This is a genomic window from Streptomyces sp. NPDC029152 (assembly GCF_055564355.1).
Genome location: NZ_JBVHWR010000004.1, coordinates 40,900 through 55,952, shown reverse-complemented (window position 1 = coordinate 55,952; position 15,053 = coordinate 40,900). Strand labels below are relative to the sequence as shown.

Sequence of the window (15,053 nt, the reverse complement as noted above, 5' to 3'; positions counted from 1 at the left end):
CGCCGCACGGCAGCCCTCACCGCACCGCTCACGGCACCAGGAGCAGCTGCCGTTCCCGCTCCTGGTCGCCGGAGGAGGCGCCCTCGTCCCGCGTCGAGAAGGCGCCGGTCAGCGTCCTGCTCGCGGCCTCGACGGCCTGCGGGGTGCCCTGCACGGTGACCGTCACCGGCGCCGAGAGTCCGGCGCCCGCCCGGGGCGGCGCGGTGTCCGCCTCCGGGGAGGGCGGGGAGCTGAAGGTCGCGGTGCGGACCGTCGCCCGCTCGTCGGCCGGCAGGTCGTCGGGCGCCCCGAAGGCACCCTCCAGGGCGCGGACGACCGCCCGCGCGTCGTCGATGCCCCCGCCGCTGAGCGTCACGGTGAGCTGAGTGTCGGACATGCTTCGCCAACCTCCTGTGCCTCGGTGTGGGTCCCGCCCGTGTAACCGTCCCCCGACCGCCCAAACCGGACGCCGCCGCCGGCACGGCGTCTGACCGCGGGGAACCCGGGAAGAGGGAGGGGGACCCAGACGGCGGCGACGGGAGGAACGATGGCGGACACGGACGCGGACACGGCGGGGGCCCCGGGCCGGCGCAGGGGGCGCGACGAGACGGAGGACGAGCGCGCGGACCGGATGTGGACGGAGCTGATCCAGGAGGTCCGCGTCGCGCAGATGGGCGTGCAGATCCTCTTCGGGTTCCTGCTCACCGTCGTGTTCACCCCGAAGTACGACGACCTGTCGGACACGAACCGGACGATCTACCTGGTGACGGTCGTCCTCGGGGCGGTGACGACCGGTGCCCTGATCGGACCGGTGTCCCTGCACCGCCTCGTCTCCGGGCGGCGCGTGAAACCGCAGGCGGTGCGGTGGGCCTCCCGGCTGACCCTGCTCGGGCTGGTGCTGCTGCTGGCCACCACGACCGCCTCGCTCCTGCTGATCCTGCGTGTCGCGACCCATGACGGCTTCGTGCCCTACCTGGTCGCCGGCGTGGTGCTGTGGTACCTGCTGTGCTGGTTCGGGATACCCCTGTGGACCCGGCACCGCCACACCTCACGCTGACGGCGCGGCCCCCTGCCGGGGAGCCGCGCCAGGGGTGTGCCGCGTCCGCTCAGCCGTCGGCCATGAGGTGCGCCAGGAAGTCGTCGACGTGCACCTCCTCCTCGCCCGGCCGGACCACCGCGTGGGTCTCGCGCAGGAACGCGGCCACCGCCGCCGCCCACATGAAGACCACGGCGCGGTGGCGTTCCCCGTCGGGCCGTTGGTCGCCGAGGAACTCCATGCGCAGCTCCTCCCACACGCCCCGCGACTCGGGCCGCAGCCGCACGTCGCCCACGCCGACCGGGCGGGCGAGCCCCTCGCCCACCATCTCCCGGTCCAGCGTCCAGCGGGCCAGCACACGGCCGTCGTGGCTGAACAGCACGGTGAGCGCGAACGGGTCCGCCGGGTCGTAGCTCAGATGGGCGAGCACCGGGAAACGGTCGGCGTCACCCGTCTGGAGCTGCACGACCAGGGTCTTGTGCACGAGGGACTTCACGGCAGGGCCTCCGGGAGAACAGACGTAGGGCCCTCTAGTACCCCGATCCTCGGCAAGATGCTCCGGCAACCGGGTGATTCCCTCACGGGCTCCCCGGCCGTCAGGACCCCAGGGCGTCGCGCAGGGCCGGCAGCAGGGTCTTCTCCGACCAGTCCAGGAACGCCGGCTGGGAGTCGCCGCCGATCTGCACCAGGGCGATCTCGGTGAACCCGGCCTCCGCGTACGGGCGCACCGCCTCGACGAAGGCGTCCGGATCGTCGCCGCAGGGGATCGACTCCGCGACGTCCTCGGGCGTGACGAACTGGGTCGCCGCCTCGAACGAATCCGGGTGCGGCAGCTCGGAGTTGACCTTCCAGCCGCTGCCGAACCAGCGGAACTGGGAGTGGGCGCGCTCGATCGCCGCGTCCCGGTCCGGGTCGTAGCAGACCGGAAGCTGGCCGACGCGCGGCTTGCCCCGGCCGCCGTGCCGGTCGAACGCCTCCAGCAGCTCCGGCTTGGGCTCGGTGGCGATCACCAAGTCGGCGAGCTCGCCCGCCAGCTTGCAGGAGCGCTCGCCGGAGACGGCGATGCCGATGGGCGGCGGGCTGTCCGGCAGGTCCCACAGCCGGGCCGACTCGACGTCGAAGTGGGTGCCGCGGTGGTTGACGTGGCCGCCCTCGAAGAGCGCCTTGATGATCTCCAGGGCCTCCTGGAACATCTCGTGGCGCACGTCGACGGACGGCCAGCCGCCGCCCACCACGTGCTCGTTGAGGTTCTCGCCCGAGCCGAGCCCCAGCCGGAACCGGCCCTCGGACAGCAGCGCGAGCGTCGCCGCCTTCTGCGCCACGACCGCGGGGTGGTAGCGGAAGGTCGGACACGTCACGTACGTCATCAGCGGGATGCGGGAGGTCGCCTGCGCCGCGGCGCCCAGCACGCTCCACGCGTACGGCGCGTGCCCCTGGGAGCGCAGCCACGGGAAGTAGTGGTCCGAGGTCACCGAGAAGTCGAAGCCCACCTGCTCGGCCCGCACCACGTGGTCGACGAGCTCACGGGGACCGGCCTGCTCGGTCATCATCGTGTATCCGATTTGCACCATGCGAGGCGAGTCCCCGTCCGCGCGGCACGAAAACGGACGCTTGCCGGGCCCGGGTCAGCCGGAGTCCTCCCGGAACGTCGCGAGGAAGGCGGTGAGCGCCCGCTCGTTCGCGGCGTCGTCCCGGTCGGCGGCCGGGGTCGTCCAGCGCAGCGAGAAGCTGCGCCCGCCGCCCAGCAGGAGACCTCGCCCGAACGTGCGCACCCGGACGCCGTCGTCCTCGGCGAGCCACTCCGTGTCGGCCGCCCCGCGCCCGGGTGGGCCGTCGGGCGGATCCCGCCGACCCTCCGGTACCCGCCCGACCGCTCCAGGCCGGGTTCGACCTCGTCGTGCCGGACCGCCACGGGGTCCGCGCCCACCCGCTCGCCGTAGGCGACCGCGAGGGTCCGCGGATCGCCGGCCTCCCCGAAGACGGCCCGGTGCGACCCGTCCGGCACGCGCGAGGCGCCCAGCCGCCGCCGGTTCCCGGGGAGGGCCACGGAGAAGCCCTCCGGCGCCCGGTAGCGGCGGGACCCCGCGGGGACGGCTGCGCCGGGCTCCGACGGGGACGGCGTCGCACCCGGCCGGGGAGCGGCGCCGGCGGGCGGTGCGGCGGGGGAGGAGGGGCGCTGCCGCGCGCCGGTGTCGCCGCCCGTGCCGGACAGGCCGTGGACGGCGGCGAGGGCGGCGACCGTGACGGCGGACGGCCGCCGCGGTCCCGGCGGCCGCCGCCCGCCGGCTGTCGGTCGCCCAGGGGTACGGTGGGCGGGCCGGGGCGCGTTCAGTCCGGCCCGGCCCTTCCCGCGCGGCCCACGGGGAACGCCGGCCTCAGCGCGGCCCGAAGCGGTCCGCCCAGGCCGTCATGTCGGCGATCGTGGCGTTCCCCCCGCACACCACCAGCCCGATCCGGGCCCCGCCGCCCACCCGCTCCACCACCCGCCGGGCCGCGGGCAGCAGACAGCCGGCGGCCGGCTCGGTCCACACCTTCGCGTGCTCGGCGAGCTCCAGGGACCCCTGGACGGCCTCCCGGTCGGACACCACGAGCACGTCGGTGACCAGCGCGGACACATGGTCGTACGTCAACTGCGAGACGGACGGGGCGCTGAGCGTGGTGACGACCGACGACAGCGGGACCGGCAGCGGGCCGCCCGCCGCCAGCGCCCGGGACATGGCCTCGGCACCCTCCGTCTCCACGCCCCAGATCCGCACGTCCGGCCGGCGGGCCCGCAGCGCCGCCGCCACCCCCGCGATCAGCCCGCCGCCGCCGATGCTCACGACCACGTCGGTGAGCTCCCCGGCGTCCTCGGCGAACTCCAGCCCCACGGTGCCCTGTCCGGCGATCACCACGGGATCGTCGAAGGGATGGACCAGCGTCAGCCCCTCCTCCCGCAACCGCGTCACGAGCGCGAAGGCGCTGTCCATGCCGTCGGTGAGCCGCACCAGCGCACCCGCCTCCTCGGCGGTCTCCACCGAACGCGCGGGCGCCGTGCGCGGCATCACCACCGTGGCCTTCACGTCGAGCGCGGCGGCCATGACCGCCACGGCGATGCCGTGATTGCCGCCGCTGACCGCCACGACACCCGCGGCCCGCTCGGCTTCGGTCAGCGACAGCAGCTTCGCCGTCGCGCCGCGCGCCTTGAACGACCCGGTGCGCTGCAACAACTCCAGCTTCGCGGTGACCGGGGCCCCGAGCAGCGCGGTCAGCCCCGGACTCGGCACCGTCGGGGTGCGCACGACATGGCCGGCGATCCGCTCGGCCGCGGCTTCGATCTGAGTGATCCCGATCAAGGCAGTCATCCTTCCGGCGCGGGTGGTGATCCACGCCGCCTCGCAGCCTTCCGCGCGACGTGCCCCGGGTCAACAGGGTCCCCGGGCGAGGCCGCCGGGGCCCGCGACCCGGACGACCCCCGCCGGGCCCGGTGCTGCCGGGGCTTTGGCGACGTCGCCTCGCTCGGCCGCACGACGACGTGCTCTTCGCCCCGGAGCGTCGGCTGCCCGGCCTCCCCGGGCCCCCGCGCGGCATCGGGCCGGGGGACCGCGCGCCCGGGCATGCCGCCCGCACCCCGGCCCTGTGCTCGAACCGGAGGCTGCCGCGGCAGGCGATCACCGCTCCCCGCCGGGCGGGCACCTCGCCGTCCACCGCGTACCGCACGACCTCGGCGTCCTCGACGGTCGTGTCCGCCGCCGCGGCCGGTTCCGCCGGGGAGGGGGCCGGTCAGCCGCCGAAGAGCTGGGTCCAGTACATGCCCGCCCGGCCGCCGCCGGCCAGACCGACCCCGATGTGGGTGAAGCCGGCCTTCAGGATGTTGGCCCGGTGCCCGGGGCTGTTCATCCACCCCTCCACCACCTCGGCGGGAGAACGCTGGCCGCAGGCTATGTTCTCGCCGACCGTGCGCCGCGTGGCTCCCGCCGCGGCCGCCCGGTCCCAGGGCCTGCCGCCGTCGGGGTCGGTGTGCGAGTAGAAGTCCCGGGCCACCATGTCCGCGCTGTGCGCCTGCGCGGCCGTGGTGAGCCGCGGGTCGGAGGCCAGCCCGGGCAGGCCGGCCCGGGCCCGCTCCCGGTTGGTCAGATCGACGACCTCGCCGGTCGCGCGGTCCAGGCCGTCCGGTGTCAGCGGCACGGCCCACAGGGCCGTCCAGTACGTGTCGCCCGAGGGCCCGCCGGTGGCGTGGCCCCAGCCGGCGTGCGTGAAGACGGCCTCGTGCAGGGTGCGCCGGGCCCGCTCGGTGCGCAGGCAGTGCTCGACGAACTCCGCGGGCGTGCGCGGGCCCGAGACCAGGTGCTCGCCGACGGTGAGGTACGCGTACCCGGCCAGGACGACGCGCTGGTGGACCGAGACGCCGTCCCGGGTCTCCACGCTCAACGCGCCCCCGGCGGCCATGGCGCCGGCGTGCGAGCGGGCCGCGGAGGCCAGGCGCGCGTCGGCCGAGACGGGAGGGGAACCGGCCGTCGCGCGGGCGGAGTTGACCAGTTCGAGAAAGCCGCCCGGGGCGGCGGGCGGCGGCGCGGCCGCGTCGGGGTCCTGGGCGTCGTCCACGACCTCCACCCCGAAGTCCCGGGCGAGACCGGCCAGTCCGTCCGCGTACCCCTGGCCGAGGGCGCGCAGCTTCCAGCCCCCGCCGCGCCGGTAGAGCTCCGCGAGCAGCAGCACGGTCTCCTGGCGCGGGCGGGGCGGGGAGAACCGGGCGAGCACGCGGCCGGCCGCGTCGGTGACGTGGAGCGCGGGAGAGGGCAGGCCGCTCAGCGGCATCCCGGGGTCGGCGGGGCTGACGGCCACCGTCACCCGGGTGGCACCGGCGCGCAGCCGCCGCGGATCGACGGTGAGCGTGTCGTCCCGCAGCCGGGCGCCGGGGGCGTCGGGCTGGTTGTAGAAGACGAAGTCGCCGTCACCGCCCACCTTGCCGCCGTCGTCGGTGATGAGGGCGGACACGTCGAACCCGCCCGGCACCCGCACGTTCACGGGGCCGCCCGGCAGGGGGACGTTGCCGCCGGGGACCAACTCGCTCATCCTGTGCCGCCCTGTGTCGTGGTTCGCCGTGGGGTGGGGTGCCCGGACAACGCCCCCCGGCCGGCCCGGGTTCCCGGCGTCCGGCCGGGGTCAGCCCGACGCGGCCGGCTCCGGTGCGACGAGGCCCTGCCGGTAGGCGACCGCGACGGCCTCCGTACGGCTCGAAGCACCCAGTTTGGCGAGGATGCGGGAGACGTGGACGCTCGCCGTCTTGGCGCTGATGAACAGCTCCTCGCCGATCTGCCGGTTGGTGCGTCCCAGGGCGAGCAGCCGCAGCACCTCCTGCTCGCGGGCCGTCAGCACCGCCGTACCGCCCCCGGCGGGCGCGGCGTCGGTCAGTCCTCCGCGCCGGACCAGGGCGTCCAGCCGCTCGCGCAGCAGCGTGGCACCGAGCCGGTCGGCCTCCCGGCGTACGGCGTCGGCCTCGGCGGCCGCCTCCTGGCGGCGGCCCGCCGCCAACAGGGCTCCGGCCAGCCGCAGCCGGCACCGCGCGCGTTCGTAGGGGTCGCCGCAGGCGAAGGCGGCCACCGCCCGCTCCCAGGACGCCGGGTCCGGCGCGGCGCCGGAGATCCCGGACCACTCGGCCTCCGCCCGCGCCAGCCACGCCTGGCCCTCCGGGCCCTGGGGGAGGTCGTCGTAGCCGTGCTCGGCGGACCAGCGGGCCTCGGCCAGCAGTTCGGCCGCGGTGTCCGCCCAGCGGGCCGCTCCCGGCCCGTCCCCGGCCCGGCGCAGCTCGGCCACGGTGTCGGCGACCGCGGACAGCGCGAGCGTGGCGAGCCGGACGGTCACGGCGGGCCGCGTGCCCGCCTCGGTGAGCGCGAGCGCCTCGACGGAGGACCGCATCCACCGCACGGCCTCCTCCGCGTTCCCGCGCAGCGCCGCCGCGTCGGTCAGCACGATTCCGCCGACCATCCGCGCCATCCAGTCGAACGGCCCCTCCAGCAGGGCCCGGGCCTGCTCGGCCGCCCCGAGGTCGCCGCGCGCCAGCGCCACGTACAGTCCGGGACCGAGGGCGTGACCGCTCAGGGCAGGCCGCACCCCGGCCTGCCCGGCGGACTCGCGCAGCACCTCGTCCCAGTGGCCCAGCGTGTACTGCACGAGCAGCCGCAGGTACCGCATCTCCCGCGGATACGGCGAGGACAGCAGCCCGGAGCGCCGGGCCCGGTCCAGTCCCTCCGCCGCCCAGAACAGGCACTCCTCCACGTCACCGGACTCGAAGCAGCCGATGGCGAGGTTGAACAGCGCGCGCATCTCCACGGGCGTGTTGCCCGCCCGCCGCGCCAGCTCGCGCGCCTCCAGCAGCCGCTTCCGGCCCGCCGGGGTGGACCGGTTGCCTCCCTCCAGGCTCGTCAGGGAGATCAGCAGATCGGCGCGGGCGTCGGTGACCCCCAGGTCCTCCGCGACCCGCAGGGCCCGGCGGGCGACCCGCAGCGCGGTCCCGTTCTCCCCGACCTGGCGGGCCGCCGTCACATGGGTGGCCGCGGCCCACACCCACGTCGACGACGGGGGCTCGGCGGGGATCAGGCCGAGCGCCTCGCTGCTGTGGGCGTACGCGGCCGACAGGTTGTCCACGCTCAGCAGGTTCCCGGCGAGCGTGTAGCGGACGCGGGCGGCCAGCTCCAGGTCCGCGTCCTGGCCGAGGCCCGCCAGCGCGGACCGGGTCAGGGAGACCGCGCGGTGCAGCTCCCCGGCGTGCGCGGCGGCGGCCGAGGCGCGCAGCGTCAGCGTCACCGCGTCGGGGCCGACGGGGCGCGCGGCGGCGTCGACCGCCGACCACAGGTCCAGGACCGCCTCCAGGTGCCGCAGCTCCTCGGCCGGCGCGCCGACCCGCTGGGCGTGGTCGGCGGCCTCCAGCGAGGCGGCCAGGGCCTCGGGCAGGTCGTGGCTCTCGCGGTAGTGGTGGGCGCGCTCGGCGGCGCTGTCGGACCGGCGGCCCGCCCCCGCGAGCAGCCGGGCGAACGCGCCGTGCAGCCGGGCCCGTTCGCCCGGGAGCAGGTCGGCGTAGACCGCCTCCCGGGCGAGGGCGTGCCGGAAGGAGTACGCGCCTCCGTCGCCGGAGACGAGCAACTGCCGCTCCACGGCCTCGCGCAGCGCCGACTCCAGCTCCTCCTCGGGCAGCCCCACGGCGTCCCGCAGCAGGCCGTGCCCCACACGGCGCCCGGCGACGGCGGCGGTGCGCAGCACCTGCTGGGCGGTGTCGGACAGCTGCTCGAACCGGATGAGCAGGACATCGGCCAGACCGCTGGGCACGCCCCCGGCGGGCGTGTCCGTGGCCGCGACCAGCTCCTCGGCGTAGAAGGCGTTGCCCTCGGCGCGTTCGACGATCCGGTGCACGGTGGTGTCCGGCAGCGGCCGCTCCCGCAGCGCGCGCACCAGCCGGGCCACGTCGGCGTCCGGCAGGGGCCGCAGTTCCAGCCGTTCCACGGCGGGCAGCCGCACCAGCTCGGCGAGCAGCGGGCGCAGCGGGTGGCGGCGGTACAGGTCGTCCGCCCGGTACGAGGCGAACACCGCGATCCGGTGGCGCTGGAGCACCCCCCTGCTGAGCAGGAACCTCAGCAGGTCCCGGGAGGACTGGTCGGCCCAGTGCAGGTCCTCCAGGACCAGCAGCAGCGGCGCGGCGTCCGCCAGGTCGGTCAGCAGGGCGGCCACGCCCTCGAAGAGCAGCAGCCGCGAACGCGGGGCGCCGGCGTCGTCCTCCGGACCGCCCCCCAGCAGCCGCTCGGCCACCGGGTGCGCGGCCAGCACGGGGGCGAACCGCTCGTCGGCGGCCAGCACCCCGAGGATCTCGGTGAACGGCAGATACGGCAGGCCGACGTCGCCCAGGTCGACGCAGTGCCCGGTGAGCACGGTCGTCCCGGCCGCGGCGGCCCGCCCCGCGACCTCGTCCAGCATCCGGGTCTTGCCGACCCCGGCGTCCCCGGCGACGAGCACCGCGCGGGCCTCACCGCCGCGGACGCGGTCCAACGCCTTGGTGAGACGCGCGAGTTCGTCCTCGCGGCCGACGAGTGGGCGGGTGGGTGAGGTCTGCGACACGCCGCCCATCCTGACACGCGCCGCCGGACGGTGGACCGGCGCCGCCGGTCCGCGCGCGGTCAGCGCCGCAGCGTGGCGGCCCAGTCCGCCGGGACCCGTCCCGCCGGGCCGGGCGACGGCTGGTCGCCGGGGTGGCTGTGGGGCGGGGCGAGGTCCGGACCAAAGGGCCGCACCTCGTCGGTCGCGTAGTCCCAGAACCAGTCCTCGCCGGGCTCGAAGCTCTGCACCACGGGATGCCCGGTGGCCCGGTAGTGGCCGGTCGCGTGCTGCCCCGGGGAGCTGTCGCAGCAGCCGACGTGGCCGCAGGCGGCGCAGCGCCGCAGGTGGAACCACCAGCCGCCCGTCGCGTCGCACTCGACGCAGCCGGTGCCGCTCGGCGCGGCGGTGGGGTCGATTCCGGTGTCGCTGGTCATGCCGGCTCCTCGGTCGGTTCGGGTTCGGTCGCGGTCGTGTCGGGTTCGTCCGCGGCCGGTTCGGGTTCGTCCGCGGTGAGCGGGAGAAGCACCTGGAAGCGGGTGTCGCCCGGCACGGAGTCGACCCGGAGGGTGCCGTGGTGCTTGTCGACCACGATCCGCCAGGAGATGTCCAGGCCGAGCCCGGTGCCCTCGCCCACCGGCTTGGTGGTGAAGAACGGGTCGAAGATCCGATCCCGGATCTCCGGGTCGATCCCGGTGCCGGTGTCGCGGAACTCCACCAGCAGCCGGTCGTGATGGAGGGCCGTCCGCACGGTCAGCGTGCCCTCCCCGCCCGCGTCGTTCACGGCGCAGACCGCGTTGTCGATCAGGTTGGTCCACACCTGGTTCAGCTCCGCCGGGTACGCGGGGACCTTCGGCACCGTGCGGTCGTACTCCTTGACGACCTCGATCCGGGGACCGATCTTGCCCGACAGCATCAGCAGCGTGCTGTCGAGGAGTTCATGGACGTCGACGGTCCGGTAGGGCGCCCGGTCCAGCTGCGCGTACTGCTTGGCCGCGTCCACGAGGTGGGAGATGCGGGCGGTGGAGTCCGCGATCTCGTTCATCAGCAGCTCGGTCTCGACGGTGTAGTTGAGCCAGCCGACCGCGCCCGGCAGGATCTCCGCGTCCACGGCCGCCGCGACCTGCTCCAGCCACCCGGTGTCCAGCCCCGCCTGCACGAAGGTCGGCGCGAGCTGCCAGCCCTGCCCGATGCCGTGCTCCTCCAGCCAGTCGGTGAGGGCGTCCTCCCGGTCGGCGGCCTCCAGCGGACTCAGCGAGGGCGCCTTGGCGACCCGCTCGGCCGTGCGTTCCTGGATCTCGATCAGACCGGCCAGCGCGTCCCGGGAGAACGGGCCCTCGGCGATGACGGCGAGCTTGTGCCGCATCTTCGCCACCCGCTCCCGCAGCGACGACGTGGCGCGCACTGCGGCCGCCGCCGGGTTGTTGAGCTCGTGCGTGAGACCGGCGGACAGCGAACCGAGGGCCAGCAGCCGCTCCCGCTGCCCGATGGTCCGCTGGTTGTTCTTCGAGCCGAAGAACAACCCCTCCAGCAGGTGCACGGCCATCGGGAACCACTCCCGCACGACGGACGCGAAGGTGTCCGCCGGCAGGACGAAGAACCGCGTCGGCTCGGTGACTCGCAGGGAGTTGGTGTAGACCTGCGGCACCCGGTCGCCGACGTACGCCTGCATCGCGCCCGCGTACACCCCGCGCTGCGAGGTGCGGTTGGTCTCCACGTCGTCCCCGCCGACCCGGCGGGAGAGCACGACCGTTCCGTCGAGCATCACGTAGAAGCAGGTCGCGGGCTCGCCCTCGGCGTACACCGGACCGGGCTCGAACAGCTCCACCCGGCCCTCGGCGCACAGCCGGCCCAGCTGCTCGGGGGACAGCTTCTCGAAGAGGAACAGCTCCCCGATCTCCCCGGGGCTGCACGGCATCGGCCGCCCGCTCACGACTGCTCCAGGTAACGGTGGACGAGCATCACGGCCATGGCTCCCTCTCCGACGGCGGACGCGACCCGCTTCGCGGACTGGGCGCGGGCGTCGCCCGCCACGAACACGCCCGGGACGCTGGTCTCCAGGTGGTACGGCGGCCGGTCCAGCTCCCAGTCCGCCGGCGGCCGCCCGTCGGGGGTCAGGTCGGGCCCGGCCAGGATGAACCCGCGCTCGTCGCGCAGCACGGTGCCGTCCAGCCAGTCGGTCAGCGGGGCCGCGCCGATGAACACGAACAGCCACTGCGCGTCGACGAGTTCGGTGCTCCCGCTCTCCGCGTCGCGCAGCGTCAGCCGCTCCAGGTGCCCGTCGCCGTGCGCGCCCTCGACGACCGTGCCACAGCGCACGTGGATGTTGGGCGTCTCCTCGATCTGCTGGATCAGGTAGTGCGACATCGACGCCGTCAGGGAGCCGCCGCGCACCAGCAGCGTCACGGACTTGGCGCCCCGGGACAGGTACATCGCCGCCTGCCCGGCCGAGTTGGCGCCGCCCACGATGTACACGTCGTGGTCCTGGCAGGCCGCGGCCTCGGTCAGCGCGGAGCCGTAGAACACCCCGCAGCCGGTCAGCTCGTCCGTGCCCGGCGCGGCCAGCTGCCGGTAGGAGACGCCGGTCGCCAGGATCACGCTGTGCGCGGCGATCGCCGAGCCGTCCGAGAACCGGACGATCCGCGCCGCCCCGTTGGCCTCGAGGCCCGTCACCTCCCGCGCGGTGAGGATCTCGGCGCCGAACCTGGCGGCCTGCCGCCGGGCCCGTTCGGTGAGCTGCCCGCCGGACACGCCGTCGGGGAAGCCGAGGTAGTTCTCGATCCGGGAGCTCTGCCCGGCCTGCCCACCGGTCGCCGAGCGCTCCACCAGCACCGTCCGCAGGCCCTCGGAGGCCCCGTACACCGCCGCCCCGAGTCCGGCCGGGCCGCCGCCGACCACGACCAGGTCGTAGAACTCGGCCGCCGGCGTCGTCGCCAGCCCCACCCGGGCGGCGAGGTCCGGCGCCTGGGGCTCCACCAGCGGCGCCCCGTCCGGCGTGATCACCACCGGCAGCCGCTGCCCGTCCTGCCCGGCCGCCGCCAGCAGCCGCCGTCCCTCCGGCTCGTCGGAGGAGTACCAGCGGTAGGGCACCTGGTTGCGGGCCAGGAACTCCCGGACCTCCGAGGAGCGCGCCGACCAGCGGTGACCGACGACCTTGGTGCTGGGCACCGGCCGGTGGTCGCCGGCGCGCCACGCCTGCAGCAGGTCGTCCAGCACCGGGTAGAGCTTCTCCTCCGGCGGGTCCCACGGCTTGAGCAGGTAGTGGTCCAGGTCGACGACGTTGATCGCGTCGATCGCCGCGTTGGTGTCGGCGTACGCGGTCAGCAGCACCCTCCGCGCCCCCGGGTACACGTCCAGGGCCTGCTCGAGGAACTCGATGCCGTTCATCTGCGGCATCCGGTAGTCGGCGAGGATCACCGCCACCAGGTCGCCGCGCAGCTTGAGTTCGCGCAGCGCCTCCAGCGCCGACCCGCCGGACTCCGCGCGCACGATCCGGTACGAGGCGCCGTAGCGCCGCCGCAGGTCGCGGGCGACGGCACGGGAGACCCCCGGATCGTCGTCCACGGTCATGATGACGGTCCGTGTCGCCGCGTCCGCCTGTGCCATACGTCCCCCACGTCGAACGGCCGGGTTCACGGCACGGCGTCCCCGTCACCGCACCGGCCTGGGACCCATCGTATGGTCGATCGCCCCGCACCGCTCAGGACGGCCGGGCCGCGCCCGCCCGGCGCGCGGAGCCGCCGGCCGCGGCCCCCGGAGGTCACCACCCGCTCCCGCCGTGACGCCGCGCGTGCGCCGTGGTGAAGACTGGCCCCATGGACGTGACCGCGACACAGGGAGGGACCCGCATGACGCGCCCGATCACGGCAGGGCTGGACGGATCCGAGGAGAGCCTGGCCGCACTGGCCTGGGCCGCCAGGGAGGCGGTCCGCCGGGGAGATCCGCTGCACGTCGTGCACGCCTGGCGGGCCGAGCCGGAAGCGGCCGGCGCGGGGGACCGGGACGCGCAGGAACGGTGGGTCCGGGACTCGGTCGCCGAGGCGGTCCGGACCGTCACCGGGCGGCACCCGGACCTCGCGGTGACCACGGACGTCACCGAGGCCGACGACGCCGTCGCCGTGCTGCTCGCCGCCGCGGCCGAGGCGCGGACGCTGGTGCTCGGCTCGCGCGGCCACGGAGCGGTCGTCGGCTTCCTGCTCGGCTCCGTCGGCCAGCAGGTGATCGCCGAGGCGCCCCGGCCCGTCGTCCTCGTGCGGGCCGGGGACGAGGCCGCGGCGGAGGCCGGCGGGCGCGAGATCGTCGTGGGCCAGCAGGGGGAGCCGGAGGACAGCGCCGACGTGATCGGGTTCGCCTTCGAGGCGGCCGCCGCGCGCGGGGCGACCGTGCGGGCCGTGCGGGCCTGGACCCTGCCGACGGTGTTCACCTACAGCCCGGGCTCGATGCGGCTCGCCGACGAGGCCGGCGGCCTGGAGCAGTACGAGAGGAAGGCCCTCGGCGAGGCGCTCGGGCCGTGGCGCGAGCGCTTCCCCGACGTCCCGGTGATCGAGCACGTGGAGATGGGCAGTGCCGGGCAGGTGCTGCTGTCGGCGGCCGGGAACGCCCAGCTGACGGTCGTCGGCCGCCGCGTCCGCCGCACCGCCGTCGGCGCCCGGATCGGCTCGGTGGCCCATGGCGTGCTGCACCACGCGGCCTGCCCGGTGGCGGTGGTCCCGCACGCCTGAGCCGTGCCCGGACGCCTCACTCCGACGTGGGCTGGAGCGTCTCCCGGGCCTTCGGCAGGATGTTCGTGACGTAGTCCTGGACGGCGGTGCCCAGGCCGATGTCGTGCTGGGCCCGCTCGGACAGGTACCAGCGGTGCTCCAGCAGCTCGTGGTAGATCTCGGCCGGGTCCATCGCGCCCCGCAGCTCCACCGGCACCGCCCGCACGGTCGGCCGGAACACCTCCCGCACCCAGCGGTGGGCGAGGACCTCCGGGCGGGCGCCGAGGGGGTCGCCCGGGGCGTAGTCGTCCTGGGTGGCCATCCAGCTCTCCAGGTCGTTGAGCAGCCGCCGGGCCTGGTTCTCCTCGGCGTCCAGGCCCGTCAGGCGCAGCAACTGGCGCTGGTGGTGGCCCGCGTCGACGACCTTGGGCACGAAGGTGACCGTGTCGCCGTTGGAGGCGTGCTCGATCTGCATCTCGGCCACGTCGAAACCGAGGTCGTTGAGCCGCCGGATCCGGCGCTCGATGTAGTGGTGCTTGCCCGCCGGGTAGACGGAGGTGCGGGTCAGTTCCTCCCACAGGCGGCCGTAGCGCGCGCAGATCTCCCTGCCGAAGTCCACCGGGTCGACGGAGGGGTGCAGCGCCCCGGACGCCTCCAGGTCGAGCAGCTCGCCGCTGATGTTCACCCGGGCCAGGTCGAGGTCGTAGTCGCGCTGCCCGTCGCTCAGCCGCGGGTGCAGCTCGCCGGTCTCCGCGTCCACGAGGTAGGCGGCGTAGGCGCCCGCGTCGCGCCGGAAGAGCGTGTTGGACAGCGAGCAGTCGCCCCAGGCGAACCCGGCCAGGTGGAGGCGGACCAGCAGCACGGCGAGGGCGTCCATCAGACGGTGCATGGTCGCCGGACGCAGCGTCGTCTCGAACATCGACCGGTACGGCATGGAACCGCCGAGGTGCCGCGTGATCAGTACCGGCTCCAGCGGCTCGCCGGCGCCGTCGGTGCGACCGGTCACCACGCCCAGCGCGTCCACCGCGGGGATGGCCAGCCGGTCCAGGTCGCGCAGCAGTCCGTACTCGCGCAGGGCGGGCCGCTCGGCGAGCTCCTTGACGGCGATCACCTCGTCGCCGGCCCGGGCGTAGCGGACGACGTGGCGGGAGATGCCGCGGGGGAGCGGTACGAGGTACTCCTCGGGCCACTCCTCCAGCGGCAGCTGCCACGGCAGTTCGAGCAGGAGCGCGGGGTGCTCCGGATTGGTGGCGCTGATCTGCAAGGCCATGGCC

At 75.3% G+C, this 15,053-nt stretch carries 13 protein-coding genes; 2 read left to right on the top strand and 11 right to left on the bottom strand.

The features are described 5' to 3' along the window. Positions 1 to 28: 28 nt before the first annotated feature. Positions 29 to 376, bottom strand: a complete 348-nt coding sequence (locus ACZ4V6_RS09675; RefSeq protein ID WP_467824479.1) for a hypothetical protein — start codon at positions 374 to 376, stop codon at positions 29 to 31. Positions 377 to 526: 150 nt separating this feature from the next. Here ACZ4V6_RS09675 and ACZ4V6_RS09670 point away from each other — a divergent pair, with 150 nt between their 5' ends. Beyond that, complete coding sequence (locus ACZ4V6_RS09670) at positions 527 to 1,036, top strand: DUF6328 family protein (RefSeq protein ID WP_467824476.1); 510 nt, start codon at positions 527 to 529, stop codon at positions 1,034 to 1,036. A gap of 49 nt (positions 1,037 to 1,085) precedes the next feature. Here ACZ4V6_RS09670 and ACZ4V6_RS09665 read toward each other — a convergent pair whose 3' ends face one another. From ACZ4V6_RS09665 to ACZ4V6_RS09625, 9 genes are all read right to left on the bottom strand, one after another. Further along, the gene (locus ACZ4V6_RS09665) at positions 1,086 to 1,511 is read right to left on the bottom strand and encodes an SsgA family sporulation/cell division regulator (protein ID WP_467824473.1); all 426 of its coding nucleotides are present in this window, start codon (positions 1,509 to 1,511) and stop codon (positions 1,086 to 1,088) included. Positions 1,512 to 1,611: 100 nt separating this feature from the next. After that, the gene (locus tag ACZ4V6_RS09660) at positions 1,612 to 2,586 is read right to left on the bottom strand and encodes an LLM class F420-dependent oxidoreductase (RefSeq protein ID WP_467824471.1); all 975 of its coding nucleotides are present in this window, start codon (positions 2,584 to 2,586) and stop codon (positions 1,612 to 1,614) included. Positions 2,587 to 2,640: 54 nt separating this feature from the next. Further along, the gene (locus ACZ4V6_RS09655; RefSeq protein WP_467824468.1) at positions 2,641 to 2,787 is read right to left on the bottom strand and encodes a hypothetical protein; all 147 of its coding nucleotides are present in this window, start codon (positions 2,785 to 2,787) and stop codon (positions 2,641 to 2,643) included. Positions 2,788 to 3,390: 603 nt separating this feature from the next. Beyond that, the gene (locus ACZ4V6_RS09650; protein WP_077799159.1) at positions 3,391 to 4,350 is read right to left on the bottom strand and encodes a threonine/serine dehydratase; all 960 of its coding nucleotides are present in this window, start codon (positions 4,348 to 4,350) and stop codon (positions 3,391 to 3,393) included. Between the two features lie 427 nt (positions 4,351 to 4,777). Next, positions 4,778 to 6,070: a CAP domain-containing protein gene (locus tag ACZ4V6_RS09645; protein WP_467824465.1), complete on the bottom strand. Its 1,293-nt coding sequence runs from the start codon at positions 6,068 to 6,070 to the stop codon at positions 4,778 to 4,780. 90 nt (positions 6,071 to 6,160) lie between these two features. Then, complete coding sequence (locus tag ACZ4V6_RS09640; protein WP_467824463.1) at positions 6,161 to 9,112, bottom strand: helix-turn-helix transcriptional regulator; 2,952 nt, start codon at positions 9,110 to 9,112, stop codon at positions 6,161 to 6,163. 50 nt (positions 9,113 to 9,162) lie between these two features. Continuing rightward, entirely contained in the window at positions 9,163 to 9,516 is a 354-nt protein-coding gene (locus ACZ4V6_RS09635) for a UBP-type zinc finger domain-containing protein (RefSeq protein WP_467824460.1), read from the bottom strand. Beyond that, positions 9,513 to 11,012, bottom strand: coding sequence for an ATP-binding protein (locus tag ACZ4V6_RS09630; protein WP_467824458.1), 1,500 nt, complete (start codon positions 11,010 to 11,012; stop codon positions 9,513 to 9,515). Before ACZ4V6_RS09630 ends, ACZ4V6_RS09635 begins: the two co-directional genes overlap by 4 nt. Further along, the gene (locus tag ACZ4V6_RS09625; RefSeq protein ID WP_467824455.1) at positions 11,009 to 12,685 is read right to left on the bottom strand and encodes an NAD(P)/FAD-dependent oxidoreductase; all 1,677 of its coding nucleotides are present in this window, start codon (positions 12,683 to 12,685) and stop codon (positions 11,009 to 11,011) included. Before ACZ4V6_RS09625 ends, ACZ4V6_RS09630 begins: the two co-directional genes overlap by 4 nt. A 242-nt stretch (positions 12,686 to 12,927) precedes the next feature. Here ACZ4V6_RS09625 and ACZ4V6_RS09620 point away from each other — a divergent pair, with 242 nt between their 5' ends. Further along, entirely contained in the window at positions 12,928 to 13,800 is an 873-nt protein-coding gene (locus ACZ4V6_RS09620; protein WP_467824453.1) for a universal stress protein, read from the top strand. Positions 13,801 to 13,816: 16 nt separating this feature from the next. Here the strand turns inward: ACZ4V6_RS09620 and ACZ4V6_RS09615 are convergent, their stop codons facing one another. Beyond that, complete coding sequence (locus ACZ4V6_RS09615; protein ID WP_467824451.1) at positions 13,817 to 15,049, bottom strand: DUF4032 domain-containing protein; 1,233 nt, start codon at positions 15,047 to 15,049, stop codon at positions 13,817 to 13,819. Between the last annotated feature and the right edge of the window lie 4 nt (positions 15,050 to 15,053).

Coding starts and splice junctions, on each gene's coding strand:
- ACZ4V6_RS09640 (WP_467824463.1), bottom strand. CDS start 9,112: ATGGGCGGCGTGTCGCAGACCTCACCCACCCGCCCACTCGTCGGCCGC.
- ACZ4V6_RS09675 (WP_467824479.1), bottom strand. CDS start 376: ATGTCCGACACTCAGCTCACCGTGACGCTCAGCGGCGGGGGCATCGAC.
- ACZ4V6_RS09645 (WP_467824465.1), bottom strand. CDS start 6,070: ATGAGCGAGTTGGTCCCCGGCGGCAACGTCCCCCTGCCGGGCGGCCCC.
- ACZ4V6_RS09625 (WP_467824455.1), bottom strand. CDS start 12,685: ATGGCACAGGCGGACGCGGCGACACGGACCGTCATCATGACCGTGGAC.
- ACZ4V6_RS09620 (WP_467824453.1), top strand. CDS start 12,928: ATGACGCGCCCGATCACGGCAGGGCTGGACGGATCCGAGGAGAGCCTG.
- ACZ4V6_RS09670 (WP_467824476.1), top strand. CDS start 527: ATGGCGGACACGGACGCGGACACGGCGGGGGCCCCGGGCCGGCGCAGG.
- ACZ4V6_RS09635 (WP_467824460.1), bottom strand. CDS start 9,516: ATGACCAGCGACACCGGAATCGACCCCACCGCCGCGCCGAGCGGCACC.
- ACZ4V6_RS09660 (WP_467824471.1), bottom strand. CDS start 2,586: ATGGTGCAAATCGGATACACGATGATGACCGAGCAGGCCGGTCCCCGT.
- ACZ4V6_RS09615 (WP_467824451.1), bottom strand. CDS start 15,049: ATGGCCTTGCAGATCAGCGCCACCAATCCGGAGCACCCCGCGCTCCTG.